This is a genomic window from Streptomyces sp. AN091965 (genome assembly GCF_022698285.1).
In the GTDB taxonomy this organism is placed as follows: Bacteria; Actinomycetota; Actinomycetes; order Streptomycetales; family Streptomycetaceae; genus Streptomyces.
Window position 1 is genome coordinate 1,111,874 of the sequence record NZ_JALDMY010000001.1, and the last position, 26,657, is coordinate 1,138,530.

At 74.1% G+C, this 26,657-nt stretch carries 24 protein-coding genes and 1 pseudogene; 9 read left to right on the forward strand and 16 right to left on the reverse strand.

Features of this window, described 5'->3' with window-relative positions:
* Positions 1–260: 260 nt before the first annotated feature.
* The 3 genes and pseudogenes from MQV74_RS04195 to MQV74_RS04205 all read right to left on the reverse strand — a co-directional run.
* Positions 261–884: pseudogene (locus MQV74_RS04195) on the reverse strand (sigma-70 family RNA polymerase sigma factor); the annotation flags it as partial.
* Positions 881–1,441 (reverse strand): RNA polymerase sigma factor, encoded by a 561-nt coding sequence (locus MQV74_RS04200; RefSeq protein ID WP_242714655.1) that lies wholly within the window; start codon positions 1,439–1,441, stop codon positions 881–883. The gene MQV74_RS04200 and the pseudogene MQV74_RS04195, both read right to left, overlap by 4 nt.
* Positions 1,442–1,660 carry a hypothetical protein gene (locus MQV74_RS04205; RefSeq protein ID WP_242714656.1) on the reverse strand — a complete coding sequence of 73 codons (219 nt, stop codon included), beginning with the start codon at positions 1,658–1,660 and terminating at the stop codon, positions 1,442–1,444.
* A 202-nt stretch (positions 1,661–1,862) separates the two neighbouring features.
* Here MQV74_RS04205 and MQV74_RS04210 point away from each other — a divergent pair, with 202 nt between their 5' ends.
* The 3 genes from MQV74_RS04210 (at position 1,863) to MQV74_RS04220 (ending at position 4,292) form a co-directional block, all read left to right on the forward strand.
* On the forward strand, positions 1,863–2,477 hold the full coding sequence (locus MQV74_RS04210; protein ID WP_242714657.1) for a dihydrofolate reductase family protein: 615 nt from the start codon (positions 1,863–1,865) through the stop codon (positions 2,475–2,477).
* A gap of 99 nt (positions 2,478–2,576) precedes the next feature.
* On the forward strand, positions 2,577–2,813 hold the full coding sequence (locus MQV74_RS04215) for a hypothetical protein (protein ID WP_242714658.1): 237 nt from the start codon (positions 2,577–2,579) through the stop codon (positions 2,811–2,813).
* A gap of 210 nt (positions 2,814–3,023) precedes the next feature.
* Positions 3,024–4,292: a serine hydrolase domain-containing protein gene (locus MQV74_RS04220; protein WP_242714659.1), complete on the forward strand. Its 1,269-nt coding sequence runs from the start codon at positions 3,024–3,026 to the stop codon at positions 4,290–4,292.
* Between the two features lie 60 nt (positions 4,293–4,352).
* On the opposite strand, the gene MQV74_RS04225 is transcribed toward MQV74_RS04220, so the two are convergent.
* From MQV74_RS04225 to cseB, 4 genes are all read right to left on the reverse strand, one after another.
* Positions 4,353–6,917: an ABC transporter permease gene (locus MQV74_RS04225; RefSeq protein WP_242714660.1), complete on the reverse strand. Its 2,565-nt coding sequence runs from the start codon at positions 6,915–6,917 to the stop codon at positions 4,353–4,355.
* Between the two features lie 73 nt (positions 6,918–6,990).
* Complete coding sequence (locus tag MQV74_RS04230) at positions 6,991–7,782, reverse strand: ABC transporter ATP-binding protein (protein ID WP_242714661.1); 792 nt, start codon at positions 7,780–7,782, stop codon at positions 6,991–6,993.
* Positions 7,783–7,912: 130 nt separating this feature from the next.
* Positions 7,913–9,184, reverse strand: coding sequence for a HAMP domain-containing sensor histidine kinase (locus MQV74_RS04235; RefSeq protein WP_242714662.1), 1,272 nt, complete (start codon positions 9,182–9,184; stop codon positions 7,913–7,915).
* Between the two features lie 4 nt (positions 9,185–9,188).
* The gene (gene cseB, locus MQV74_RS04240) at positions 9,189–9,854 is read right to left on the reverse strand and encodes a two-component system response regulator CseB (RefSeq protein WP_242728501.1); all 666 of its coding nucleotides are present in this window, start codon (positions 9,852–9,854) and stop codon (positions 9,189–9,191) included.
* Positions 9,855–10,197: 343 nt separating this feature from the next.
* Between cseB and MQV74_RS04245 the strand changes: the two genes are divergently transcribed.
* On the forward strand, positions 10,198–11,112 hold the full coding sequence (locus MQV74_RS04245; RefSeq protein ID WP_242714663.1) for a sigma-70 family RNA polymerase sigma factor: 915 nt from the start codon (positions 10,198–10,200) through the stop codon (positions 11,110–11,112).
* Between the two features lie 26 nt (positions 11,113–11,138).
* Here MQV74_RS04245 and MQV74_RS04250 read toward each other — a convergent pair whose 3' ends face one another.
* Complete coding sequence (locus MQV74_RS04250) at positions 11,139–11,876, reverse strand: SDR family oxidoreductase (RefSeq protein ID WP_242714664.1); 738 nt, start codon at positions 11,874–11,876, stop codon at positions 11,139–11,141.
* Between the two features lie 316 nt (positions 11,877–12,192).
* Between MQV74_RS04250 and MQV74_RS04255 the strand changes: the two genes are divergently transcribed.
* Positions 12,193–12,666: a carboxymuconolactone decarboxylase family protein gene (locus MQV74_RS04255; RefSeq protein ID WP_242714665.1), complete on the forward strand. Its 474-nt coding sequence runs from the start codon at positions 12,193–12,195 to the stop codon at positions 12,664–12,666.
* Positions 12,667–12,682: 16 nt separating this feature from the next.
* On the opposite strand, the gene MQV74_RS04260 is transcribed toward MQV74_RS04255, so the two are convergent.
* Positions 12,683–13,204 (reverse strand): winged helix-turn-helix transcriptional regulator, encoded by a 522-nt coding sequence (locus tag MQV74_RS04260; RefSeq protein ID WP_242714666.1) that lies wholly within the window; start codon positions 13,202–13,204, stop codon positions 12,683–12,685.
* 100 nt (positions 13,205–13,304) lie between these two features.
* Here MQV74_RS04260 and MQV74_RS04265 point away from each other — a divergent pair, with 100 nt between their 5' ends.
* Both MQV74_RS04265 and MQV74_RS04270 read left to right on the forward strand, forming a co-directional pair.
* A complete protein-coding gene (locus MQV74_RS04265) occupies positions 13,305–14,105 on the forward strand; it encodes a crotonase/enoyl-CoA hydratase family protein (RefSeq protein ID WP_242714667.1) in 801 nt (266 codons plus the stop codon).
* Positions 14,106–14,265: 160 nt separating this feature from the next.
* Positions 14,266–14,673: a RidA family protein gene (locus tag MQV74_RS04270; protein ID WP_242714668.1), complete on the forward strand. Its 408-nt coding sequence runs from the start codon at positions 14,266–14,268 to the stop codon at positions 14,671–14,673.
* Positions 14,674–14,748: 75 nt separating this feature from the next.
* Here MQV74_RS04270 and MQV74_RS04275 read toward each other — a convergent pair whose 3' ends face one another.
* Together MQV74_RS04275 and MQV74_RS04280 are read right to left on the reverse strand one after the other, a co-directional pair.
* Positions 14,749–15,012, reverse strand: a complete 264-nt coding sequence (locus MQV74_RS04275) for a hypothetical protein (RefSeq protein ID WP_138957880.1) — start codon at positions 15,010–15,012, stop codon at positions 14,749–14,751.
* Positions 15,013–15,084: 72 nt separating this feature from the next.
* Positions 15,085–15,267 (reverse strand): hypothetical protein, encoded by a 183-nt coding sequence (locus tag MQV74_RS04280; RefSeq protein ID WP_242714669.1) that lies wholly within the window; start codon positions 15,265–15,267, stop codon positions 15,085–15,087.
* A 601-nt stretch (positions 15,268–15,868) separates the two neighbouring features.
* Between MQV74_RS04280 and MQV74_RS04285 the strand changes: the two genes are divergently transcribed.
* The gene (locus tag MQV74_RS04285) at positions 15,869–16,015 is read left to right on the forward strand and encodes a hypothetical protein (RefSeq protein WP_242714670.1); all 147 of its coding nucleotides are present in this window, start codon (positions 15,869–15,871) and stop codon (positions 16,013–16,015) included.
* 71 nt (positions 16,016–16,086) lie between these two features.
* Here MQV74_RS04285 and MQV74_RS04290 read toward each other — a convergent pair whose 3' ends face one another.
* The 5 genes from MQV74_RS04290 to MQV74_RS04310 all read right to left on the reverse strand — a co-directional run bounded on the left by MQV74_RS04290 (position 16,087) and on the right by MQV74_RS04310 (position 25,250).
* Positions 16,087–17,280, reverse strand: coding sequence for a winged helix DNA-binding domain-containing protein (locus MQV74_RS04290; protein WP_242714671.1), 1,194 nt, complete (start codon positions 17,278–17,280; stop codon positions 16,087–16,089).
* A gap of 23 nt (positions 17,281–17,303) precedes the next feature.
* On the reverse strand, positions 17,304–17,705 hold the full coding sequence (locus MQV74_RS04295; protein WP_242714672.1) for a VOC family protein: 402 nt from the start codon (positions 17,703–17,705) through the stop codon (positions 17,304–17,306).
* A 35-nt stretch (positions 17,706–17,740) separates the two neighbouring features.
* Complete coding sequence (locus MQV74_RS04300) at positions 17,741–18,460, reverse strand: NADPH-dependent F420 reductase (RefSeq protein WP_242714673.1); 720 nt, start codon at positions 18,458–18,460, stop codon at positions 17,741–17,743.
* 310 nt (positions 18,461–18,770) lie between these two features.
* The gene (locus tag MQV74_RS04305; RefSeq protein ID WP_242714674.1) at positions 18,771–24,266 is read right to left on the reverse strand and encodes a sacsin N-terminal ATP-binding-like domain-containing protein; all 5,496 of its coding nucleotides are present in this window, start codon (positions 24,264–24,266) and stop codon (positions 18,771–18,773) included.
* 84 nt (positions 24,267–24,350) lie between these two features.
* Positions 24,351–25,250, reverse strand: a complete 900-nt coding sequence (locus tag MQV74_RS04310; RefSeq protein ID WP_242728502.1) for a GlxA family transcriptional regulator — start codon at positions 25,248–25,250, stop codon at positions 24,351–24,353.
* 326 nt (positions 25,251–25,576) lie between these two features.
* Between MQV74_RS04310 and MQV74_RS04315 the strand changes: the two genes are divergently transcribed.
* Complete coding sequence (locus MQV74_RS04315; RefSeq protein ID WP_242714675.1) at positions 25,577–26,545, forward strand: NAD-dependent epimerase/dehydratase family protein; 969 nt, start codon at positions 25,577–25,579, stop codon at positions 26,543–26,545.
* Positions 26,546–26,657: the final 112 nt, after the last annotated feature.

A 26,657-nucleotide genomic window follows, 5' to 3' on the forward strand; every position in this document is an offset into this window, starting at 1 on the left:
CGGTGGCGTACGGCGGCGGAATTGATGCATCGACGAGCGCCCCGGCCTCCGCCGCCCCGGGCGCATCACCGAACGGCACCCCCATCCCTTGGGTCCTCCCCCGCTCACACCTGACCGTCGGACCTGATCCGCTGCCACAACGCCGCCAGCGCGTCCTCGGTGTCCGTCTCGGCCACCGCCCGGGAGAGGGCCCGCTCGGTCTCGTGGAGCATGTCGCGCACCAGGTCGCCGCCCGCGCCGGAGGGGCCCTCGCCGGGAGCCGCGAGCGCCGCCCGCAGACGGGTGAGGGCCTTGGTGCGGAGGCGGTCGACGCCCTGGGCCGTCAGGCCGAGCACGCCCGCGACCTCGGCCCGCGGCAGGCCTTCGTAGAAGCACAGCGTGACGACGGTCTTCTCACGCCCCGGCAGCGCGTTGACGGCGTGGGCGAGCAGGCGCAGCAGCTCGCGGTCCTCGGCGGCCGCCCCGGGGTCCTCGGCCACGGCGCCCAGCAGGTCGCGTTCCTCGACGCCGGAGTCCAGCAGCTCCTCCAGCGACACGTCACCCGCGGGCGACCACCGGCGCAGTCTCCGCAGCTCGTCGACCATGGCCCCGCGGATGCGGATGACCGCGTACGTCTCGAACCTGACCCCCCGGTCGAGGGTGAACCCCTCGACCGCGCGGAGGAGCCCGTACATCCCCGTGGAGACGAGGTCCGCCCGTTCCACAGGGGTGGGCGCGCCGACGCTCATGCGGTCCGCCACGTACCGCACCAACGGCATGTAGTAGTGGATCAGTTGGTCCCGCATGAGCCGTTCACCCGTCGCCTTGTACGCGCGCCACAGCTCGTCCGGTGTCGAGGGCTCGACCGACTGCCCGGCGGGACGCAGGCCCTGAGGGTGTGTCATTCCTCGTCACCTCGCTCCCCGTCCAGCAGACCCAGGCGCCGCAGCTCCTGCCACAACGGCGCCAGCGTGCGCCGCGCCTGGCTCAGGAGGGCGCGTACGGTCGACTTCTCGATGCCCATCGTCCGAGCGATCTCGGCCGTGGTCAGGCCGGCGAGATGGCGCAGCGCCACGGCCTCGCGCTGCCGCAGGGGCAGCCGCGCGATCGCCCGGCACACCTTGAGGTAGCCCTCCTTCACATCCATGAGCGCGGCCGGCTCGGGGGCGCGGGCAGGGCGGTCGACGCCGTCAAGAGGGATGCTGCCCGAGTGGCGACGGGACACGTCGATCGCCTCGCGGACCACCGTGGTGGAGAGCCAGGCCTCCCACCTGCGCACCGGCTCCGCGTCCGGGTCGTTCATGCGGCGCCAGCACTGGTAGAACGCTTCCTGGACGGCGTCGTGCGCCAGCGCGGGCATGCCCCCGCACACCAGGGCCGCCTTGCCGAGCAGCCTCGGCCGGAGGTCCCTGTACAGGGCGTCGAACGCGGCGCCGACGGGCTGCCCCGGCTGTCCGGGCATTCACCGCTGCTCCTCGTCGCGGACCTTGACGGCCCAGGAGACGCCGTCCTGTTCGGTCACCTCGGCGGAGCCGCCGCCGCGTGACAGACCGTGCAGCACGGCCGTCATCGTGTCACGCCGCACCCGCTCGCGGACCCGGTACGCGTGGGCGCTCGCCACGATCCCGACCGCGGCGCTCGCGCCGATCCCCAGGCACACCCACCCCCACACTGTGAGCACGGTGGTGTTCTCCTCTCCGCTCTTCCCGACCCGCCGGGAGACCCCGACACTGCGTAGAGCGGAGCGGCCTCGAAAGCGCGTAGGGGAGGCCGGGGAACCACCGGTCCGGGCGACGCGCGGAAAACCCGTGCGAGTCCGGCGATGAGTTTCGGGGGCGAGCCGGGTCCAGAGAAGCACGGGCCGTTGCAGAGAGGAATCGATCATGTCGAGCGCGCAGACGCCGCGGAGTACCGAGACCCCTGATACGTCATCGCCGACGGGCACGGAGCGGCAGACCGCCGCGGGGAAGGTGCTGTGGCACTTCACGATGTCCCTCGACGGGTTCGTGGCGGGGCCCGACCACACCGTGGACTGGATGAAGGGGACCTCGTTCCGCCCCGACCTCGTCGACGAGTACGCGGGCACGACGGGCGCCGTCCTGGGCGGCCGGGACGGCTGGGACGCCTTCCCCGACACCAGCGGCATCTACGGCGGCCGGTGGCGAGGACCGGTGTTCGTCCTCACGAACCATCCGGAGGACGCGAAGCCCGCCGACGGCGTCACGTTCCTGTGCTGCGACGTCGCCGAAGCGGTCCGCATCGGCCTCGAAGCCGCCGGGGGCAAGAACCTGGAGGTCCTCTCCGCCTCGATCGGCCGCCAGCTGCTCCAGCGCGGCCTGATCGACGAGATCGCCCTGCACGTCGCGCCGGTGCTGCTCGGCGACGGGGTCCGGCTGTTCGACAACCCCGGCGGCGCTCCCGTACGCCTCGAACTGCTCGGCGGCGACGACCCCTCGGCCGCGGTGGACGTGCGCTACCGCCCGGTCGCGGCCGACTGAACTTCCCGTACGAGGCCGTGTACACCAGGACTCCCCGGGTACCCGACGGTCTCCCAGCTGCGAGTACAGCCCCAGTACACGACACGAGGGAGGACCGGCATGACCAGCGGCACCGAGACCGGTGACGTCACCGGCACGCGGGACAAGGACTACAACCTGGTCTGGTACGTCGAGGCGTGCCTGAGCAACGCCCTGCGGCTCGAGGCGTACGTCCACGACGCGGAGCGCGCCAAGGACACCGAGGTCGCGGAGTTGTTCCGCAAGGCGCAGGCCGACAGCCGCAAGGGCGCCGAGCTCGGCAAGAAGCTGCTGCGCTCGCGCCTGCAAGAAGGCTGACGGGCACGCGAGAAGGCCTCCTCACCGTCGCGGTGAGGAGGCCTTCTCGCGGCCGGAGGGCCGCACCCGGCTCAACGCCGGGCCAACGGACACCGGCCTCACGACGCGTCAGAAACGTCCCGATGCTTCCGCCCTATACGATCTCGATCACATGTGGGCTCCTGCGGGCCCCGACCATTTTCGAGACGCAGGCAGGCTGGGGGAATTCCCATGGTGAGAAGCGGGTTCGTACGGACGGCCACGGTGGCCGTGACCGGTGTGGTGCTGGCGGCGGTGGGCACGGCCCAGGCGTCGGCCGGCGACCGGGCCGCGGAGCCGGTGCCGGACGCGGCGGGGGTCCAGACCGCCCTTGAGCGCACCGTCGCGGCGGGCGCGCCCGGCGCGTTCGCGGTGATCCGGGACCACGACACCCCGGGCGTCGACCGGACCGTCGCCGTCGGCAAGGCGAAGCTCGACGGCACGCCCATGAACGGCGAGTGGCGCTTCCGGGTGGGCAGCAACACCAAGATGTTCACCGCCGCCCTCGTGCTCCGCCTGGCCGACCAGGGCCGCATCGACCTGGACAAGCCGGTGCGCGAGTACCTCCCGGCCGGCACCCTGCCCGCGGACTGGAACATGACCGTCCGCCAGGTGATGCAGCACCGCTCCGGCATCTACGACCACACCAACGACCTCCTCGAGCAGCCGGGCGAGGAGACCACCGACGCGTTCGAGAAGCGCATCCGCAACACCGTGTACAAGCCCGCCGACCTCGTGGCGCGCTCGGTCAAGCACGGCCCGCAGAGCGCGCCGGGCACGAAGTACTCGTACTCGAACACCAACTACGTCGTGCTGGGCATGGCGATCGAGCACCTCACGGGTGACACCTACGCGAACGTGCTGCGCAAGGAGATCATCAAGCCGCTGGGCCTGAAGAAGACCTCCTACGTCGTCCCGAAGAAGACCATCTCGGGGGCGCACGTCACCGGCTACCTGACGAACGACGACCGCTCCAAGCCGCTGCTCGACTCCACGAAGCAGAACGGCTCCTGGGTCGGCAGCGCGGGCGCCGTCATCTCCTCCGCGGCCGACATGGACCGCTTCCTGACCGCGCTCCTCGCCGGGGACTCCGGCGAGCTGATCTCCGACGCGTCGCGGCGCCAGATGACGACCGTGCTGCCCACGCCCACGGCGAAGGTCAGCTACGGCCTCGGCCTGCGCGAGATCGCGCTGTCCTGCGGCAAGGTCTACGGCCACGGCGGCATCGTCCAGGGCTTCCAGACGCAGTCCTTCTCCACGCGCGAGGGCGACCGCACGGTCGTGGTCTTCGCCAACGCGTCCAACAACAGCGCGGTGACGCAGGGTCTGACGAACACCCTGGAACCGGCCTTCTGCGGCACCAAGCCGTCCCCGGCCGCCAAGAGTTCCCAGCGCGCCCCCCGCTCGGCGGACGTGAACACCACCCCGCGGGTGCCGGCCGTCGAGGACAGCCGCATCTGACCCGCATCGGGTGAGCGGCCCGCGGGCGGGGTGCGCCCCCGCCCGCGGGCCGAGCGGACGTCATGCCTCCGCTACGGCCTCCAGGGGGCTGAGGGCGGCCGCCCTGCGGGCCGGGACGGCGGCCGCGAGCGCTCCGGCCGCCAGGGACAGCGCGCAGGTGAGGAGCAGCGTCCCCCAGGGCAGCCGCAGGGAGTACTGCTCCAGCGCGCCGTTGGCCAGTGAGCCGACCGCCCAGGCGCCGAACAGGCCGCCCGCGAGGCCCAGCGCGGTGCCGAACGCGGCGACGGTGACCGCCTCGACGCGGATCATCCGCCGGACCCCCGCGCGGTCCATGCCGAGGGCGCGCAGCGCGCCGATCTCGCGGGTGCGTTCGGTGACCGACATGGCCAGGGTGTTCACGATGCCGAGCGCGCCGATGCCGACGCCGATGGCCAGCATCCCGTACATCACGTTCAGCAGGTCGGCCAGGGGGCCCGCGGCCTCGCGGACGAGTTCCTCGCGGTCGTGCACGGTCAGCAGCGGACTGTTGCCCACGGCGGTGCGCAGCCGCTCCTCCATGGTCTTCGAGACGGTGCCGCCGTCAGTACGGACGAGGACGCGCTGGACGGAGCCGGGGGCGAGGCTGTGCCGGGCCACTTCCGTGCGGACGCCGAGCGCGTCGCGGGCGACGGGGTTGTCCTGGTAGACGCCCACGACGGTGTACCGCTCGGCCTGGCGGCTCTGCCCCATGCGGAGGTCGACGCGGCTGCCCGCGCTCACTCCCTGTTCCCGGGCGAGGGTGCGGGAGAGGGCGATCCGGCCCGGCCCGAGGTCCTTGCCGGAGCCGCTGACGTAGGTCAGCTTCAGGACGTCGTCCACGGTGTGCGGGTCGACGCCGGAGATCTCCCGGACGCCGCCGCCGACGAAGACGGTGGAGTCCGACACGGGAGACGCGGTCCGCACCCCGGGGGACGCGGCCACACGCTGAACGGCTGCCGGGGCGACGGCGGTCGTGGACGTGCGGGAGCCGATCACGTAGTCGGCGCCGAGCCCGGCCGCGGCCTGCCGGTCGAGGGCGTGCCCGGTGGAGTGGGCGATGACGGCGAGACCGGCGACCAGCGCGGTGCTGACCATGAGCGTCGCGGCGGTGGCCGCGGTGCGCCGGGGGTCGCGCAGGGCGTTCTCCCGGGCGAGTCGTCCGGGGACGCCGAAGCGGTCGGTGAGCCGTCCGGTCAGCCGGATCACGGGGACGGCCAGGAGCGGTGCGAGCACGGTCAGGCCGGCGACGAGCAGGGCGCAGCCGGTCAGCGCGCTCCGCAGGTTGTCCTCCGACGCGTCCTGCGCCCCGGAGAGGGACACGAGCCAGCCGACGCCGAGTGCGAGGAGCACGAGGCCCACCGCGCCGCGGGCCCTGGACCGGGCGGCGGAGGACGGCTGTTCGGCCGTGCGCAGGGCCTCGACGGGGGCGACCCGCGCCGCCCTGCGGGACGGCAGCCACGCGGCGAGCACGGTGACGCCGACGCCCACGCCGAGCGCCGCGACGACGGAGGCCGGGCCGATCACCAGCGGGCCGTGCGGCAGCCGGTCCCCGCCGGTGCTCAGCAGGTCGGGCAGTGCCGAGGCGACGCCGAGGCCGAGCCCGAAGCCCGCCGTGGACGCGACGAGGCCGACCAGGAGGGCCTCCAGGAGGACGGTGCGGGCCACTTGGCGGCGGGAGGCGCCGATCGCCCGCAGCAGCGCGATCTCCCGGGTGCGCCGCGTCACGAGCATGGTGAAGGTGTTGACGACGAGGAACGAGCCGACGAACAGCGAGACCCCGGCGAACACCAGCGGCAGCTTCGCGTACCCCCGGGTCAGGGTGTCGACGACGACGGCCTGCTGTGCGGCCCGGGCGGCGCCGGTGGTGACCTCGGCGCGGTCGGCGGGGAGGACGCCGGTGACGCGCCGGGCGAGGTCGGACGCCGCGGTGCCGGGCGCCGCCGACAGGTCGATGCCGGTGTAGTGGCCGGGGGACGCGAACAGCCTCTGGGCGGTGGCCTCGTCGAACAGGGCGAGGGTGCCGCCCGCGGTGACCCGGGTGTCCTGGGTGGTGACGATGCCGACGAGCCGCTTGGTCATGACCGGGCCGTCGGTGGCGAGGGTGACCGTGTCGCCGACGCGGAGGTGCCCGGCGGCGGCGGTGCCCCGGTCGACGGCGAGTTCGCCGCTGTTCCGCGGGGCGCGGCCCTCGGCCAGGGGGTGGCGGCCGTCCTCGCCGTTTGTGCCGGGCACGTAGGCGGCGGCCAGGTTCGCCCACGCCTTCCCGGCCCGAAGTGGGGTGCCGTCCGCCGCGTTCAGGGTGGCCGAGCCGTCGGCCGCCGGGCGTACCGCCGCGACGCCGGGTACGCCCGCCAGCTTGCGGACGAGGGCGTCGTCGAGCGCGGTGGCGCCCCGGTCGGCGGCGGCACGGGACGGGGAGGTCTTCGGTGTCACGGTGACCGCGACTCCGGCGAAGCTCTTCGACGCGGCGGCACGGTGGGCGGCGGCGGTGGAGTCGGCGAAGACGAGGGCGCCGCTGACGAACGCGACGCTCAGGCAGACCGCGAGGGCGGTCATGATCTGCCGGGCCTTGTGCGCGAGGACGCCGCGCAGGGCTGTTCTCAACATGGGTGACTTCCGGGGGGCTTGGGCTCGGTGGCCGCGAGCGGGTGGGGCGGGTTCGGTCCGGGGCCGGGCCGGTTCAGCCGGTGCGTGCGCCCGACGTCCGCGGGTTCGCCACGGTGGTGCGCGGCATCAGCTCCAGGACCCGCTCCGGGGTCGGGTGGGTCATCTCGTCGACCAGGCGGCCGTCGGAGAGGAACACCACGCGGTCGGCGAAGCCCGCGGCGACGGGATCGTGGGTGACCATGACCACGGTCTGGCCGAGCTCGCGCACCGAGTCGCGCAGGAAGCCGAGGACCTCGCCGCCCGTGCGGGAGTCGAGGTTGCCGGTGGGCTCGTCGCCGAAGACGACCGCGGGCCGCGAGACCAGGGCGCGGGCGACCGCGACGCGCTGCTGCTGCCCGCCGGAGAGCCGCGCGGGCCGGTGGTCGAGGCGCGGTGAGAGGCCGACCATGGAGACGACGCGGTCCAGCCACTGCGGGTCGGGGCGGCGCCCGGCGAGGCTCAGGGGCAGCGTGATGTTCTCCAGGGCGGTCAGCGTCGGCAGCAGGTTGAACGCCTGGAAGACGAAGCCGATCCGGTCGCGGCGCAGCCGGGTGAGGCGGCGGTCGTCGAGCGTGCCCAGGTCGGTGGTGCCGACGCGCACGGAGCCGGAGGTCGGGGTGTCGAGCCCGGCGGCGCAGTGCAGCAGGGTGGACTTGCCGCAGCCGGAGGGCCCCATGATCGCGGTGAACTCGCCCTCGCGGAAGGCGACGCTGACCCGGTCGAGGGCGACGACCCGGGTGTCGCCGCTGCCGTAGGCCTTCGACAGGTCGGTGGTGGCGGCTGCGATTCCCGGCGTCGGGTGCGGGGCAAGGGCGTCGGCGGTCAACAGGGCTCCTCTTCGGGTGCGGGCGAGTGCACTTCGAAGGGTGTCCGGGGAACGTATCGGGGCCTGAGCCACCGTGTATCGGCGTCCGCGCCGGTGTGCGGCAGTTCTGTAGGGCGGGCCGCGGCGGTGGTCAGTCCGGCAGGCGCAGCGTCGCCACGGCGCCGCCGTCCGGGGCGTTGTCCAGGAGGAGTTCGGCACCGAGCAGCCGGGCCTGTCCCAGGGCGATGGTCAGGCCGAGGCCGTGGCCGGAGCCGCGCTCGGCCGCGCCCGCGTGGAAGCGGCGCGGGCCGTGGCGCAGCAGGTCCGCCGGGAAGCCGGGGCCGTGGTCGCGCACGACGACCGCCCGGGCCTCGACGGTGACCCGTACCGGAGCGGCCCCGTGCCGGTGGGCGTTGATGACGAGGTTGCTGACGATGCGCTCCAGGCGGCGCGGGTCGGTCTCCACGGTCGGGCCCACCACCGCGCCCCGTGCGTCGGCGGGACCGGCGCCGAGGACCTCGGTGGCGTGGCCGGTGCGCGTCACGGCCTCGGAGACGACGGCGCCGAGCGGCACCCGGGCGCGGACGGCCTGTTCGGCCCCGGCGTCGAGGCGGGAGACCTCCAGGAGGTCCTCGACCAGGCCGCGCAGGTCCCGCACCCGGGCGCGGAGCAGGTCCTCCGTCTCGCCGGGCGGCAGCAGGTCGGCGGCGGCCAGCAGGCCGCCGACGGGGGTGCGCAGCTCGTGGGCCACGTCCGCGGTGAACCGGCGCTCGGTGCGCAGCCGTTCGCCGAGGGAGTCGGCCATGCGGTCGACAGTGGCGGCGATCTCGGCCACCTCGTCGCGGCCCTGGGTGGGCCCGGTGCGCGCGTCGAGGTCCCCGGCGGAGATGCGGCCCGCGGTGTCGGAGACCCGCCGCAGCCGCCGGGCGAGCAGCCCGGCGCCGTGGACGGCCAGGGGGACTGCCGCGGCGAGCGCGATCAGCGAGGCGACCGCCATGGTGGCGTCGAGGCGGCGCAGGGTGTGCAGCTCCGGGCCCATGTTGACCCGCACGGCGAGCACGGGGCTGCCCCGGCCTCCGGTGCGCTGGGCGGCCCAGACGCTCGGCCCCAGGTTGCCCTCGACGCTCCCGTCGTGGGCCGCGTGCCGGTCGCCGTCGGCGGGGTGGCGGAGCGCCGCGGGCAGGGCGGCCGGATCGAGTTCGGCGCCGTCCGCCAGGGTGCCGGTGCGGCGGTGGACGTCCATGGCCGAGTAGAGCGTGTTCAGGGCCCGCGCCCGGGCCCGGTCGCGGATGTCGGCTTCCGTCCACATGTGGACGAGTACGCCCACCACGGCCACCACCAGGAAGGCGGTGGCGGCGGCGAGTGCGGCGATCTTCCAGCGCAGCGAGGTGCGGCCCTGCCGGGGCCGGGGGTGCGGACGCACGAGCTCAGGGCCGGAGCTTGTAGCCGAAGCCGCGGACCGTCTCGATGCGGTCCCGGCCCAGTTTCCTGCGCAGCCGCTGCACGCACAGGTCCACGACCCGGCTGTCGCCGTCCCAGCCGTACTCCCACACGTCGCGCAGCAGGGTGTGCCGCTCCAGTACGACGCCGGGGCGCGCGGCGAACTCCAGGAGCAGCTTCAGCTCGGTCGGGGTCAGCGCCACCGGGCCGCCGGCGAGCGTCACCTCCATGCCCGCGGTGTCGATGGTCAGGTCGCCGAACACCAGCGTGCGCCCCTCGGACGGCCGCGCTCGTTCCGTGGCGCTCCCGGGGGCCGGGAGGGGCGCGTAGGTCGCCCGTCGCAGCAGGGAGCGGATGCGGGCCACGAGGACGTAGGTGTCCACGGGCTTGACCACGTAGTCGTCGGCCCCGGCCTCCAGACCGGCGACGACGTCGAGGCCGTCGCCGCGGGCGGACATCATCAGGACGGGCACGAGGCTGGTCTCGCGGACCCTGCGGCACAGGCCGATCCCGTCGAGGCCGGGCAGCATCACGTCCAGGATCAGCAGGTCGAAGTTCTCGTCGCGGAAGACTTCGAGGCCCGTGAGGCCGTCGGGCGCGGCCTTCACCGCGTATCCGTAGCGCTCCAGGGCGACGGTGAAGGAGCGGCGCATCAGGTCGTCGTCCTCCACCAGCAGTACGCGTACGGCGGGCGGCGCGGACGAGGACACGGGCGGGTGGCTCCTGTTCGTGGGCGGGGAGGCGACGGCGGTCCCGGCGGCGGCTGCCCGGCCGGTGACCCGAAAGGAACGATACGGCAGACACCGGACACGGCGGCCTCGTCGCGGCAGGGGCCCGGATCCGATGGACGATCAAGCGCTTCCTGATACGTGGCTGATACACGACAGGCCCCCGGGCCTGCCCGTGTGATCACCGTAGGATCGCGGTGAGCGGACCGCCCCGGTACCGGCGGGGGCCCGTCCGAGGGGTACGGCGGTCGACACTTGCGGAGGCACGATGGACGAGCGCCGGGCGCTCCCCCACGACGCGCTGGCGGAGGCGGCGGACGCGTTCCAGCGGCTGCGGCCCCGGCTCTTCGGCATCGCCTACCGCATCCTGGGCAGCGTGAGCGAGGCCGAGGACGTGGTCCAGGACGCGTGGGTGCGCTGGCAGGGCACCGACCGGGACACGGTCGTCGCGCCGGGGGCGTTCCTCGCGAAGGTCACCACGCACCTGGCGATCAACGTGGCCCAGTCGGCGCGGGTGCGCCGCGAGGCGTATGTGGGGCCGTGGCTGCCGGAGCCCGTGGACACCAGCGTGGATCCGCAGGTCGGCGCGGAGCGCGGCGAGGCCGTCGAGCTGGCCGTGCTGCTGGTCCTGCAGAAGCTGAACCCGGTGGAGCGGGCGGCCTATGTGCTGCGGGAGGCGTTCGGCTACGCGTACGACGAGATCGCGGGGATGCTGGGGCTGAGTCAGGCCAATGCGCGGCAGGTCGTGAGCCGGGCCCGCAAGCACCTGGCCGCCGAGCGCCGCGAACCCGTCGACGCGGCCCAGCACCGGCGGCTCCTCGAAGCCTTCGTCGCCGCCGCGCGCGACGGGGACGTCGCCGCCCTGGAGGACGTCCTGTCGGCCGACGTCGTCGCCTACGCGGACGGCAACGGCATGCGGGGCGTGGCACGGCTTGAGGTCGTGGGCGCCGGGCGCGTGGCGCGGATCAGCGCCTTCGCGAAGAAGTTCTTCCCCGGGGCCGAGTACGCCCTGGTCGAGGCCAACGGCCGCCCCAGCCTGCTGCTCGTCCAGGACGCCGTCGCCGTCGCCCTGGTGAGCGTCACGGTGGGGCCCGACGGGATCGACGGGCTCTACTGGATCCTGGCGGCCGACAAACTGCGGGCGTACGAGCGGTCGGTCCGCGCGCGCACCGGCCGCTCGTAGCGCGGGGCGGCATCCGTCGGCGTCGGTCAGTGCTGCCGGAGCCAGTCCTCGTAGCGGGTGGCGGCGGTGTGCACCGTGTCGTCGCCGGTGAGCACGTCGGGGAAGCCCGCGAACAAGCCGGCGTCCTCGTCGGTGACGACGGAGCGGCCGTCGGGCTTCGCCGCGAGGGTGATCTCGCCGAGCCGGTCGAGCCGGTGGACCTCGGGGCCCGCGATGTCGCGCACGCCGTTCGAGGGCGCGCCCTGCGCCGCGTCGGCGACGGCGGCCGCGACGTCGGCGGAGGCGATCGGGCGCAGCGGGAGCGAGGGCAGGCGCACCTCGCCGCCCTGGGTGGACAGGTCCATCACCGGGGCGACGAACTCGAAGAACTGGGTGGCGCGCACGATGCTGTACGGGACTCCGCCGCCGCGCACGGCTTCCTCCTGGGCGACTTTGGCCCGGTAGTAGCCGTAGTCGGGGACCTGGTCGACGCCGACGATGGAGAGCGCGACGTGGTGGCGGACGCCCGCATCCCGCTCCGCGTCGGCCACGTTGCGGGCCGTGCGCGTGAAGAAGTCGAGCGCGGGCCCGGCCTCGAAGGACGGGGAGTTCGACACGTCCACGACCACGTCCGCGCCCTTGAGGGCCGGGGCCAGGCCCTCCCCGGTGAGGGTGTCGACGCCCGTGGAGGGGGAGGCCGCCACGGCCTCGTGTCCGCGTTCGCGCAGTCGCGCGACCACCTGGGAGCCGATGAGGCCCGTACCGCCGATGACCACGATCTTCATCACTGTCTCCGTTCGCTGATCCGGCTCGCGCCCGGACGCGGGGTGCGGCCGGCACCTCCGTGGAGCCGGTGCGTCTGTGCGCACATCAACAGGACAAGGCAGCGGCCGCTTCTGTGACAGCCGGATACGCGCCCTTTCCGGAGCGGGGCGGCCGGGGTCCGGGAGCGCCGGGCCGCACATCACGGCCGTCCGGATCGCAGCGCCCGGCCCGGGCCCGCCAGGAGGTGAGACGGCCGTCACACGTACGGATGTCACAGACCGGCCCGGCCGTCTCGTCCAAGGGTGTGTCAGCGCAACGACGACACAGGAGCACACGATGACCGCTCGACTGAACTTCTTCACCAACGCCGTCGCCACCGCGTTCGCCCGGCACCTCGTCGCGGCGGACAGGGCCCTGGCGGACTCGGGCCTGCCCGCCGCCACCCAGGAGCTGGTGAAGCTGCGCGCCAGCCAGATCAACGGCTGCGGCTTCTGCGTCGACATGCACGCCAAGGACGCCGCGCACGCCGGGGAGAGCGCCACGCGCCTGAACCTGGTCGCGGCCTGGCGCGAGGCCACCGTGTTCACCGACGCCGAGCGGGCCGCCCTGGAGCTCGCGGAGCAGGGCACCCGCATCGCCGACGCGGCGGGCGGGGTCACCGACGAGGCCTGGGCGAACGCCGCCAAGCACTACGACGAGGACCAGCTCGCGGCCCTGGTGTGTGCCATCGCGCTCATCAACGCCTTCAACCGGGGGAACGTCATGGTCCAGCAGCCCGCCGGTGGCTACGAGCCCGGTCAGCTGCACTGAGAGGGGTGACGCGCGGTCAGCTCGCGGCCCGCGTGCCGTCCCCGGCGGGGAAGCGGGCCCGCACCGCCGGGTCGTCGAGCAGCCGGGACGGGAAGCCGGGGCCGACGCGCACGGTCACGTCCTCGTGGTGGAGGGGTTCGTCGCAGGACGAGCAGACGACGCGGGCCCGGGTGTCGTGGCCGCAGGTCGTGTGGCGCAGGACCGTGGGCGCGCCCTCCTCCCCCGACTGCCACCGGTCGCCCCAGGCGTTGATCGCGGCGAGCACGCCGAAGAAGTCGCGGCCCTTGTCCGTCAGCAGATACGCGTGGCGGACCGGGTCGCTCTGGTAGGCGCGGCGCTCCAGGAGGCCCGCGCTCTCCAGGCGCCGCAGTCGGTCGGTGAGGGTGTTGCGGGCGATGCCGAGCGTCCCGATGAAGCCGTCGAAGCGCGACTCCCCGTAGAAGACCTCGCGCAGCACCAGCAGCGTCCAGCCGTCACCCAGGATGTCGACGGTGCGGGCGATGGAGCAGGGCCAGCTGTCGAAAGAGGTCCGTCTCATTCGCCCAGCGTATCGGTTTCATGATGAGACCCACTTGTGAGCACACCCGGGGGCGGCTACCGTCCAGTAGGTCTCATCATGCAACTGACGAGGAGGGCTGATGAGTTCCACGCCTGCGGACACGGCGACGGTCACCGTCGAACGGGACGGGCACGTGCTGTTGATGGGCCTGAACCGCCCCGCGAAGCGCAACGCGTTCACCCGGCGCATGCTCACCGAACTGTCGCTCGCGTACGGCCTGTTGGAGCGGGACGACGACCTGTGGTGCGGGGTGCTCTTCGCCCACGGGGAGCACTTCACCGGCGGCCTCGACATGCTCGACGTCGGCGCCGAACTGGCCGCCGGGGAGTTCCCCGCGCCCGAGGGCGGCCGTGACCCGTGGCGCCTGGACGGCCCCTGGACCAAGCCCGTCGTGGCGGCCGCGCAGGGCTGGGTCATGACCCTCGGCATCGAGCTGCTCCTTGCCGCCGACATCCGGGTGGCGGCCCGGGACGCGCGCTTCGCCCAGTCGGAGGTCCGCCGGGGCATCTACCCCTTCGGCGGGGCGACGTTCCGCCTGCCCCAGCAGGCGGGCTGGGGCAACGCCATGCGGTGGCTCCTGACCGGCGAGGAGTTCGACGCCGCGGAGGCCCGTCGCATCGGCCTGGTCCAGGAGGTGGTCGACGACGGCCCGGCCGCGCGCGCCCGGGCCGTCGAGCTCGCCGCCCTCATCGCGGCGAAGTCGGCGCCCCTGGGGGTCCGTACGACCCTGGAGTCCGCGCACCGGGCGCGCGAGCACGGCGACGCACGCGCGATCGAGCGGCTGCGCCCCGACGTCGCGCGGCTCGTCGCGACCTCCGACGGGGCCGAGGGGGTCCGGTCCTTCGCCGAGCGGCGCGACGCCGTCTTCACCGGCACCTGACCCGCCCGACGCCGCCCGGCCCCCGGCAGCCGTCCGAACTGCTGGGTCACCTTGAGGTGCCCCAGTCACTGAAAAGTGCGTCCTTCCACGTCAGCGGCCGCTCTCCTACGGTTCCCGAGTAACCACTGGAGAGCAATCGCATCTTGGTTTCGGAGGCATCATGGCCATCACCCTCGTCAACCCCGCCGGACTGCCGGAGGTCGACGCCTACCGGCAGGTGTCGATCGCGTCGGGGTCGAAGCTGGTCTTCGTCGCCGGGCAGGTCGCCTGGGACGCCGCGGGCGCGACGGTCGGCGAGGGTGACCTCGCGGCCCAGGTCGAGCAGTGCTACCTCAACGTCGGCACCGCCCTCGCCGCGGTCGGCGCCACCTTCGAGGACGTGGCGAAGCTGACCGTCCACGTCGTCGACTGGGCTCCGGACAAGATGCCCCTCCTCCTGGAGGGAATCGCCCGCGCCGCCGCGAAGCTGGGGGTGACACCGGTGGCGCCGGGCACGCTCCTCGGCGTCGCGGCCCTCGACGCGCCCGACCACCTGGTCGAGGTCGAGGCCACGGCCGTCATCGACTGAAACGGCCGTCATCGACGGAAGAGGTGCTGCCCGGGCCGCCGTGGCCCCGCCCCCGAGACGGGGCCACGGCCCGCGCTAGTCGTTGCTGACAAGAACGTTGAGCCGGTAGTTCAGCGGGTCCGACCACTCGATGTTGACCCAGATGACGTACTGGCCATCCCTCGGCGCCACGTTGTGCACCGTCATGCGCGCGCTGCCGACGAAGGAGTCGCCGTTGGCGTCGACTTCGGTGATGGAGGCGACGATGGTGCTCCCCTTGAAGGCGACAGGCGAGTTGATGGGCTGCACGAAGCTGCCGCGTCCCCTGCCGTTGAATACCCGTCGGATAACCGTGCTCATGTCCCCTCTTTCCGCTGCTCGTGCCCTATCCGCTCCTGTGGTCCTGCCGCTCCCCGTGTCCGCGCGCCGAGGTCACACCGCCTCGTCCTCGGCGGCTTCGAGCACCGCGGGAGCCACCGCGCCCTCCGCGGCGTCCGCGGCCTGGTCCGCGCCCTCGGACAGGGCGCTGGGCGGGGCCACGCCCGGACCCGCGGGTTCGTCCTGGCCCGCCCCGGCCACTTGCGGCGCGGGCTCCCCTACGTGGCTGCCGCTCACACCGCTCCCCTTTCTGTAGTTCTGCGGATCTCTGCGGTTCTCCGCGGTTGTGCGGAACGACCGTGGGACCCCTTCACGTCCGGCGCCGGGTCCCCGGGGCGCGGGGCACCCGGTCCGAGGACGCGAAGGGGCGTAAGGAGTTGCTGGCGAGTCGCTACTGTCCCCCCGGCGCGGGGGCGTGTCCATCACCCACAAGGAGCACAAGGGGGTACGGGCCAACCAGTCTCGGACAAAAGCGCTATGCCGCGTCGTCAGCGACCTGGCCGGATCGCGGGCCCGACATTCCGCGCCGACCACCCGGGACCGGACCCGGCATCCCGGGGACGACCGCCCGCACCCTGCGGCTCGCCGACGGCCGCCAGTTGCTGCGCCTGGAGGACCTCAAGACCTCCGAGGGCCCTGACGTACGGGGCCATCTGTCCACCCGGCCCGCCTCGGAGGTCGCCGACGGGCTCGGCGCGGGAGCCGTGCGGCTCGGCCGCCTCCAGGGCAATCCGGGCAACCAGAACTACTTGCCCTCGGCGGCGCCGTCGCCGTCGCACCGGCTGTCAACGCCACGCCGCAGGGCTGCTTCTACCAGGTCCTGGAGCAGCGCCCCGACGTGGACGAGGAGGTGGTGGCGCACGCCTGCCTCACCGCGGCCGACGGCAGCTCCGAGAACATCCGGGCCTGCTACCACGAGCTGCGGCGGGAGTACGTCCCCGCCCAACTGGCCCTGGACGCCTGCCGAAGCTCGTCGCAGGAGTAGCCGCGAGCCTGCCGGGTTACGGGCGAGCCTCCCGTAGCCCGGTCGGCACGGCCGAGCGGCGGACGCCGTCGTCACCGCGCCGTCCGGGCGCCGCTGAGGCGGCGTTCGAGGGGGGTGCGGTAGCTGGGGGTGACGCGGGTGCCGTCGAGGAAGGCGGTCAGGCGGCCGATGGCGTCCTCCACGGCCGTGCGGGCCTCTCGGCCCGGGTCGGTGAGCAGGTGGTGGTGCACGTGTCCGTCGGGCCCTTGGGACCAGGCGCCGATGACGCGGCCGCCCCACCAGACCGTGGGGCCGATGTTGCCGTTGCGGTCGAAGAGTTCGGGCGTGTACGCCGGGTCGAGGTACCAGTCGCGGTGGCGCCAGCCCATCGCGGTGGGGTCGAGGCCGGGCAGCAGCGCGGCTTCCGGCGCGGCGGCCGGGAGCGGGTCGACGTCGTCGGGCAGTACGTGGCCCGTGCCCTCGGCGAGCTCGACGGCCTGCGCGGCGGTGGCCGCGAGCGCGGCGCGCGTGGCGGTGAGTGTCCAGCCCGTCCACCACTTCAGGTCGTCGACGGTGACCGGCCCGAAGGCCGCCAGATAGCGGCGGGCCAGCTCGGCCCGCGCCTCGGCGGCGGGCAGCGGCGGCTGCGGCCGTGCCGGCGCCCAGCGGAACTGTCCGGACGTCCACGAGCCCACCGGCCGGGCGCGCCGCACGCGCCCCTCTGCGGCCAGCAGGCCGAGCACCGGCGAGACGGCCCGCTGTCGCGACGCGTAGGACTTCCCGGGGTTGACGACGAACTGTTCACGCGCGTCCGGTACATCGGCGGCCAGTTCGGCGGCGGAGGCCTCGCCGCGTGCCGCGAGGGCGTCGAGGAGGGCCCGCTCCACGGCGGCGCAGCGCCGCTCGTCCCAGCCCAGGGCCTCGCGCAGCTTCGCCGTGGCGTCGGCGCGGTGCGGGTCGTTGCTCTTGGCGGTCGCGTGCCAGACGGTCGGGACGAGCGCGGCCGGGACCACGAACAGGGTGCGGCGCATGCACCGTACGCGCGCCAGTTCCGGCTCGGCCTGGGGGCCCGTGCCGTAGAGCGCGGCGTCGATGGCGGCGACGCTGGGCGTCCGCATCCGGGCGGCCGCCGCGAGGAAGACCGTCGCCGGGTCGGTGGCGTGCAGCCCGGTCAGGGCGTACGCGACCTCCTGGGCCGAGGTGACCCTGGTAGCGGCGGTGAGGAGATGCCGCTGGGCCAGCCGGGCGCGGCGTTCGGCGGCGGTGACGCCGGGCAGGGCAGTCATGCGGATTCCTGGGGCGGAGGGGGTCAGCGGGCGCCGTGGACGCAGAACGGCTGGCCCGACGGGTCGAGGAGGACGGTCCAGTACGCGCCACCGGGCTGGAACGCGGGCTTGGTCGCGCCGAGTTCGAGGAGGCGTTCCACCGCCGCGCGCGCGTCGTCGAAGGCGAGGTCCATGTGGAAGGGCAGCGGGTCCTCGGGCCAGTTGGGGGCGGTGAAGTCCTCGCTCGTGAAGAAGAGGTACATGGCCGCGCCGACGTGGAACGCGTGGGCGACGTCGGTGCCGTGCTCGTCGGGGAAGGTCTCGCTCACTTCGGTTCCGAGGGCGGCGGCGTAGAAGTCGGCCAGCCGTCGGCCGTCGTCGGCCCACAGGGCATGGCAGATGACCTTGCCCGCCAACGGAGTGCTGGGTGTGCCGGTGTTCGTCATGGGGTGTCCTCGCGGTCGCGTGGGCGGCGGGCCGCTCAGCGCACGACCTTGATGCCGAAGTGGCCGCCGAACTGCTGGCCGAGGCCGAAGCCGATGGCGGAGTGCATGTGGGCGTACATCTCCATGCCGCGGGAGCAGACGAGCGGGCCGAGGTCGAGGATGTCGGTCCAGCCGTAGGACGTGAGCAGGTGGGTGACGGTCCGCTTGGCGTCGTCGTGGTCGGAGGCGACGAACATGGTGTGGTCGCCGTCGCCCACCGCCTTCGGATTGACGACGGTGGACTGCTCCTGCGTGACGAAGCTCTTGACGACCTTCACGTCCGGCAGGGCGCGCTGGATCCGCTCGCCGAGGCTGTCGGTGTCGCAGGGGTCGAGCTTCGGCATGACTCCCCACGGCGTCGGCCAGGGGTGCTCCGACGCGTGCTGGTACACGAACGGCACGGCGTAGTCGATGAGGGTCTTGCCGCTGAGGCTGCCCGCGATGCCCGTCAAGGCGGCGACGGCGTTGTGCCCGTCGATGCCGTTGATGACGACCTCGTCGGCGGCCTCGGCGGCATCGCCGAAGGTCAGCAGGGTGACACCGGGGTGGTCGGCGAGCCACTGGCCGTAGGGTGCGTTGCCCATCATGTCGGGTTCGGTGCGGGCCAGGGTGGCCTCCGGGTCGCGGGTGCCGACGAACACCTCGTGGCCGAGCTCGACGAGCTTGGCGGTGTGCTCACGGGCACCGCCGCCGGTACCGAGAACTGCGATCTTCATGACGGGGCCTTTCGGTGCGGACAGGACCCTGGAAGCGGGCCCCTCACGTTTGATTGGTACATACGTACTGTACAACGATCCCGCCAAGGCCGCAATACGGACATCACGCCCACCTTGGAGCCGCTGACCAGCGCCCGATAATCCATTAGACGTGACGGAAAGGCTGACTCGTAGACGCGACGGAAGGGCTGACTCGCCCATGCCACTCACTCACCAGTACGTCTGTACTAGATGGTGCGGACGGCCGCTCGGGGCGCAGAGCTGTCATGGACCCCTGGGGCAGTGGGGGCGAGGCGGAGAGCGGCTCCGGTCACCACCGGTATGAGAAGCGCAGGGCGCCGCCCTCCTCGCGGTAGCGGCCGCGGCCGCGCCTGCCGAAGGGGTTCGGGAGCATGCGGACGCTCACCCGCTCCGGCTCCCGGACCGAGGTGACGACCAGCAGCCGCCAGCGGTCGTTGGCCGCGTGCCGCTGGGCCGCGCGGACCTCGCTCTCACCGAGCTCCAGCTGGCCGCCGTCGCCCTGGGTCGCCTTCACCTCGAACATCAACGGCCGTGGGCCTGAGCCGACTTCGAAGTCGTAGCCGAGGCCGTCGTCGCCCGCCGGGCCGGGGAACAGCCGCCTGCGGTTCGTGGACACCCAGCTCGTCTCGTCCGCGGCCTCGGGGTAGCCCCGGCACAGCCAGTGGTAGGCGTACCACTCCCCCATGTATCCGATGGCGTCGCGCTGGGCCGGGGAGAGCCCGGCGTCCGCGCCGCCGTTGCGGCCGCCGGGCCCGCGTCGCCCGCCGCCGGACGGGCGGCGGGCGGGCGGCAGCTCCTGGGGCCGGGTGAAGGCGACGCGGCCGCCGCCGAGGGCGGGGATGGCGTCCCGGTCCAGGGCGCCCTGGAGGGCGGCGGTCAGGTCGGTGAGGTCCTCCGCGCGCAGGTCGATGTCCCTGCCGCCGACGGAGAGGGTGCGCCGGCTGCGCTCCCGTGCGCGGCGCTCGTGCTCCGCCGCGTGCCGCACCCGGTCCACGGCGGTCGGGGTGAGCCCGTGGGCGTCGAGGGCGACGGTCGCGGGCATGTCGTCCGGCCAGTGACCGAGCGCGGCGAGCCAGCCTACGACGTCGTCCGGTTCGAGGAGCCGGAAGTCCAGGGCTCCGGCCGCGTCGAGGCGATCGGTGACGGCCTCGGCCGGGTTCGCCCCGGCCAGGGGTTCGGGCAGCGGGTGCCGGGCCGCCTTCACCAGGGCCACGAGGTCCGCGACGGCGTCGGCCACCGCACGGCGGTTGCCGCTGCGGATCTGGTCGACCGGGGGCAGGTGGGCGCCCTCGCGGGGAACCGGCGCGCCCAGGCGCAGCGTGAGCTGAGCCTCGACGTGGGCCGCGATCAGCGGCGTGTCGGCGGTGTCCACGGTGTACTCCCACGACTCCGGGGCCGTGATCCAGTCCAGGGTGCGCAGCGCCGGCCAGTCCGGCAGCGGCTCGCGCGCGTCGAAGGCGTCCTGCGCGGCCCGGCGCAACCGGTTCACGAGGGTCTTGCGGTGCAGGTCCAGATGCCCGCGCACCGCCTCTTCGTGGGCCTCGGCGTGGCTGATGCGGCCGGGGCGCGGCAGGGCTTCCAGGGTCTCGTTGAACGCGGCGAAGTCGATGTCGAGGAGCAGCCGCAGCTCGTCGAGGTCACGGGCCGTGCGGGCCAGACGGATGAACTCCTCGGGCGGCAGCGGCAGTTCGTCGGCGCGGCCGTCGAGGGCGCTCTGGAACTCCCTGGTGTCGCGGGGCGGCGGCACGGTCAGGGCCTCGGCCGCGGCGGAGCCGAGGAGGTGGACGAGGAAGGGGAAGCAGCGCTCCAGGACCCCGCCGACGGCTCCGTCGATGCGGCGGCCCGTCTCCTCGACCTGGGAGCGCGTGACGCCGAGGGCGTCGGCGAGTTCGTCCGGCGCGGGCGTGCGCGGATCGGCGTGGCAGGAGGCGAGGTGGAGGGCGGCCAGGCGCAGCCGGATGCCGAAGTCGCGGTGCCCGAGCAGGTCGGCGAGGGCGGGGGCGAGCCGGGCCGTCTCCGCCCAGCCGGGGTCGGCGTCCCGGGTGAGGAGCAGCGGGTGCTTGGGGTCGGGCAGGGGCAGGACCCCGCCGAGCCGGTCCGGCATGGTGACCGGCCTGCCGTCGAGCCCGATCTCCCAGGTGCGGTAGCGGTGCAGGCGGATCCGGCGGACCGCGGCGGTCAGCTCGGCGAGTTCGGCGTCGCTCGGCCGGGGCCCGTCGGCCACGTGGTCGGCGAGCACGCCCGCCGCGAGGGTGAGCCAGGGCAGTTCCTCGACGAGGGGCTCGCCGAGGGCGGCCGCGTTCACGACCTCGCCGTCCACGGTCACGGAGAACGCGGCGGCGTCGACGTGCCGCACCGCGTCCGGGCGGCCGAGGCGCGCGGCGGCCTCGGCCGCGACGCCGGGCACGACGAGCAGCGGCCGCCCCATCTCCCGTACGAGCCGCGCTGTGAGGCTCTCGCGCTCGCCGCTGACGTACAGCACGGAGTGCGGGCTGCCGGGGCCGGAAGCCGCACCGCCGTGGTCGGAGGGAGCGTCGCCGGATGCGGCAGGCGCCTCCCCCGCCACGCAGGACGGGGTGGCCGGGCCGCCGAGTTCGGAGAGCCGTACCGCGATCAGCCGCTCCCCCGCCTCGGCGAGGACGCACGCGTCGTCCGGCAGGGCGCCGGACGTCTGCTGGACGAGGTGCTTCCAGGCGCGTTCGTTGGCGCGCTGCGCGGCGGGCCGGTCCTCGCCGCCGACCTCGCCGTCGGCGACGAGCCGACCGAGCGCGGCGACGAGCCGGGCGCTGTCACGGGGGTCGTCCCACGTCGGAAGGCCCAGGGTGCGCAGCCGCGCACCGGTCTGCTGCGGCTCGATGAGCGGACGTACGCGACGGTCGACGCCGGGCGCGTACAGGGGCTCCTCGTCGAGCCCGGGCGGGCAGTGCCAGGCGTCGGCGGGGCGGACGAACCGCACGGTCCTGCCGCGTCCGCGCACCGGGAGCCACGGCTGCTCCCTGAGGAAGGCGGCCAGCGGGGTCCGCACCCGCTCCCGGTCGTCCCTGCGGCTGCCCGCGCTGGACCACGTGCTGGTGAAGTACCGGTCCGTCCACTCGGCGAGGCCGTGCAGGACGAGTCGCGCGTACGCGAGGCGCGCGCTCTCGCCGAGCCGTCCGACGACGTCCTGCCCCGGGAGCCAGAAGGCAGGACTTCCCTCGTAGGGCGTCTGCGGGTACCAGGCGTCGGAGGAGGCCCTGCCGATGTGCGGCTCCCACTGCGCGGCCACGCCCGGGGGCACGTTGGCCAGGCGCACCAGGCGGGCGGCGACCAGGTCCTGGCCGTACTCGCGGCGCACGGCCTTGGCGGCGTACACCGGGGAGAGCCCGTCGCTCACGCCCGCTTCGAGGAGGAACTCCCGCCACTCCTGCGCGGTTTCGCCGCGCCTGAGGAACGCCTCCGGCGGGGCGGTCAGGCGCCTGGCGATCCGTTTGAGGCTCGGGGACGCCTCCTGGCCCGCTTCGACCACGACGACGAGGTCGTCCCCGCAGGTGCCGTCCCAGCCCCGGCCGAAGACCGCTTGGGCGGCCCTGATCGGCGTCCCGTCGGCGCAGGGCACGTAGAGGCCGAGGCTGCCGACGGCCATCCCGCTCGTCGTGCGGCGGGAGCGCCACAGCCGGAAGACGAAGCGGAGTGCCTGGTCGCGCAGCTTGCGGTCCTTGCTCTCCGCGAGGGCCCTGCGCACGTGTTCCAGCAGGCCCTTCACGTCGAAGGGGCGTACCAGACCGGCGTGTTCGAGGAAGAAGCGGGCGGGCTGGCGGCGGACGTGCCGCGCCGTGCCGGTCCAGGTCAGGCCGGGGTGCAGGGAGAAGAGCCGCTTGCCGAGCACGGCGGGGACCGCGAGGGCGTCCGCCTCGCCGCCGAGGTCGCCGCGCACCGGCTGGAAGAAGGCCTCGCGGCGGGCCCGGCGCCCGGAGCGGCCCGCGGGCCGCACCTCGCCGTTGGCGTGCCGCAGCGTCCCGTCGTCGGCCAGGAGGATCCGCCGCCCGCGCAGGACGGTGCCGTCGTCCTGGAAGAGGGCCGCCATGTCGTCGTACGCGTCGTCCCACGTCCCGACGGGGTCGCCGGGGCCGGGCAGCGGAAGCGTGGCGATCATGCGCTCCACGTGCTCGGCGAGCGCCTCGGGCACGGGTTCCCAGGGGCAGCCGAGGGCCTTGCACACGGAGGCGAGGCGCTTGAGCCGCTCGCCGCCGACGTCCGGGTCCGCGACCACGGCACCGGCGTCGTGGGCGCGCCGCGCGGTGAGGACGGCGAGGTCGTGGTCGGGCCACAGGGCGGCCTGCCGGGGCGCGGCCCAGGCGGTGTGCGGGGGCGCGCCCTCGGCGGTGAGGACGGGGACGAGCGGTACGTCGGCCAGTTCGCGGCCGTGCACGTGCCGGGCCGCCGTGACGAGGAGAGTCGCCTTGCGCCTGCCGGTCTCCCAGCTCACCAGGTCCACGGCGAGGCGGCGCAGGCGCGGGTCCGGTGCCGCGCGCAGGCGCTCGGCGGCCGCGAGGCAGGTCTCGGCGAGCGCGTCGAACAGCATGGCGTTCAGGGGGTGTTCGGCGTCGAGGCCCGTCCGGTCCATCTTGGTGAAGAACGGCGCGTTGACGTGGGCGGCGAGGGGCGCGGTCGCGCTGTCGCCCAGCGGCAGGAACGTGTACGTCTGGCCGCGGCGCGCCTTGCCCGCGGCGAGCGGCACCGCGACCTCGATGACGGCGGGTTCGCTCCACTCCAGCCAGGCCTCGTCGAGGAGGCCGAGGCCGGTCGCCTCGGCGACGGTGCGCCGCAGCCGCTCGGGCGAGACCTGGCCGCGGGCGACGAGGAAGTCCCCGGTGCCTTCGAGGGCGACGTGGGCGAGGGTGACTTCGGTGCGGGGCTCGGCGGGGCGGGGCTCGGCGGGGTGGGGCGGGAGCGCTTCGGGAGCGGCGGGCCGGAGGGGCTTCTCCGACCCGAGGGGCTCCCCTGACGGGAGGGCGAACGGCTGCTCCGCGCGGGCGAGTTCATGGACCTGCCGCACCTCACCGCCGCCCCGCCACTCCAGCGTCAGCCCGGCGAGCCGGTCGAGGAAGAGCATGACCGGCGTCCTGGCCTCGGCCAGCTCCCGCAGGCGCAGCCGCACCTCGTCGAGGGCGGCCTCGCCGCGCAGCGGAAGCCGGACCACAGTGACGTGCCCGAGGGCGGCGAGCTCGGCGCAGGCCCCGGGCACCTCCGCGACCGGGAACGGCACCTGGAACGGGGGAAGTTCACCATGCGCCCGCTGCGCCGTCCGCTCGTCCTGGAGCAGCTCCCCCAGGTCGTCCCGGCGCGCGAAGCGGAAGGAGTAGCCGTCCAGCGGGCCGGGCTCCCGCCTCTCCGACGCGGCGCTGTAGATCTCCGGGGCCTCGGTGATCTGGAGGATGCTGCGGAACCCCACCCCCTTGTTGCCGATGCCCTCCCCGATCGGCTTGTCGCTGCGGGCGAACTTGCACACGGCCTCGACTCTGGACCAGGTGAACGGGGTGCCGCCGTTGGCGACGTAGAGCGTGCCCGCCTCCCCTTCGTCCTCGTCGAGCAGGACGTGCACCCGGCCGTCGCCGCGGTCCCTGGGGTGTGCGTCGTGGGCGTTCTGCAACAGCTCCAGGAGGAACCGCCCCGCGTAGTCCCGGGCATTGCTCAGCGAGGCGGCACGCAGCTGCAGCCCGGGCTGCCAGGTCGGAGCCGACTGCCACTCGTGCAGCACCCTCAGCGCGTAGTCCCGTAGCCGGGCCCCGAACGCATGGTCAGTCATGGTCCCCCCAAGGGCCTGTCCGCCTGCTCGCCGCAACGGTAGCGAGGTCACGGCGGGGCGGTGACCGAGATCCACCCAAAGCATTCACGTACCCGTGCCCCAGCCTCCCGCCTGGGTGAACGCCGCGCGGTAGGCGGTGGGGGTCATGCCGGTGCGTCGGACGAGGTGCTGGCGCAGCGAGTCCGGCGTGGCCAGGCCGCTCGAGCGGGCGACTTCGGGCATGGGGAGCGTGGTGGTCTCAAGGAGTGACTGGGCGCGGTCGACGCGCTGGTGGAGCAGCCACTGCAGGGGGCTGAGGCCTGTTTCCGCGTGGAATTTGCGGGTCAGGGTGCGGATGCTGGTGCGGGCATGTGCGGCGAGGTCGTCGCGGGTGAGCGGTTCGTGGAGTCGCTCGAGTGCCCAGGCCCGGGTGGGCGCGAGGGACGTGCCGTCGTCGGGCGGCACCGGCGTCTTGACGAACTGGGCCTGGCCGCCGGGGCGTACCGGTGCGGCCACCACCAGGCGGGCGACGGCGTTGGCGGTGGCCGCGCCGTAGTCGCTGCGCACGAGGTGCAGGCACAGGTCGATGCCGGCGGAGAGGCCGGCCGAGCTGAGGACGTTGCCGTCCTGGACGTAGAGCACGTCGGGGCGCAGGTCGACGTCGGGAAAGGCGCTGCGGAATTCGCCTGTCCTGGCCCAGTACGTGGTGGCACTGCGGCCGTCGAGAAGTCCGGCACGGGCGAGGAGGAACGCTCCGGTGCAGATCGAAGCGACGCGTTTGCCCGCCTCGTGCGCGCGCCGCAGGGCGGCCAGGACGCGCGGGTCGACGTCGTCGCGCGCGCTGCTGCCGGTGACGATGACGGTGTCTGCGGCGTCGACGCGGTCCAGGCCGTGGGGGACGGTGACCTGAAGGCTGCCGCTGGTGGCGATGACGCCGGGCGTGGGGGTGCACACCTCTACGTGGTAGCCGGCCCGGCCGTCCACGGTCACTTCGCCGAGCACCATCTCGGGGATGGACAGGTCGAAGGTGGTGACCGGGGGCACGGCGACAACGGCGATGCGGTGGGCGGCGGAGCCGACGGTGGCCGCCACGGGAGTAACGGCGGTGGCCGCCACGGGAGTAACGGCGGTGGCCGCCGCGGGAGTAACGGCGGTGGCCGCCGCGGCTGACGACATGGCCCGAACCTCCGGATGTTTGGCATTCGGGCCACTACCTTAGCGATCTTCCGGCCGGGAGAGTAGTGCCTGCGCCCGGAGCGGAAGGCCCCGGAGCGGAAGGCCACTTCGGGCGCATCTGCTGTCGCGTCACCGTCCCGAGCCAGGAGTCCCGCATGCCCAAGTACGTCGTCGTCGGAGCCGGAGCCACCGGGTCGGCCACCGCCCGCCTGCTTGCCGAGTCCGGCGCGCAGGTCCGCCTCGTCACCCGCCGCGGCAGCGGTCCGTCGCACCCGCGCGTCGAGCGGGTCGCCGCCGACGCCACCGACACCGCACGGCTGGTCGAGATCGCCACGGGTGCAGCGGCCGTGTTCAATTGCGCGATGCCGGCCTACGACCGCTGGCCGACCGACTTCCCGCCGCTGGCCGCGGCGGTGCTCGCCGCCGCCGAACGCACCGGCGCGGACTACGTCATGCTCGGCAACACCTATGGGTACGGGCCGCTCGACGGGCCCGCCACCCCGGACCTGCCGTTGGCGCCGACCAGCGAGAAGGGCCGCGTCCGGGCGCGGATGTGGCAGGACGCCCTCGCGGCGCACGCGGCGGGCCGGGTGCGCGTGACCGAGGTACGCGCGAGCGACTATCTCGGCGCGGGCGCCTACTCTCCGTTCACGTTGATGGTCGGCGCACAGGTGCTGGCCGGAGTGCCGGCCTCCTACCCGGGCGACCTCGACGCGCCGCACAGCTGGTCCTACACGGTCGACGTCGCCCGTACGCTTGTCGCCGCAGCAGGTCACGGCGACGCGTGGGGCCGGTCGTGGCACGCGCCGTCCACATCGGACCTGCCGGTACGCGAACTGGCCGTACGCCTGGCCGAGGCGGCCGGCGTGCCCGCCCCACAGCTGGGCCGCATGAGCCCCGCCGAACTGCGCGAGATCGGACGCGCCGACTCGGTGATGGCCGAGCTCCCGGAAATGCTCTACCTCTACGACCGCCCGAACCTGCTGGACGCATCGGCCACGGAGAAGGCGTTCGGCATCCTGCCCACCGCGCTGGACGTGGTCGTGGCGGAGATGGCCGCGGAAAGGCCCGACACAGCCGGGCCTACCCACAGCACGGCTTCGCCGGGCCCGTCGAGGGGCTGACCATGCGCCGCGCCCCGGCGCCGAGGCCGTCCGCCAGAACCGCGTCGGCGCACCGGCGCCCGGGCAGCGGGGGTTCACCCCCGGCGTCCACCGAGGCCCGTCCCCCGCAGCC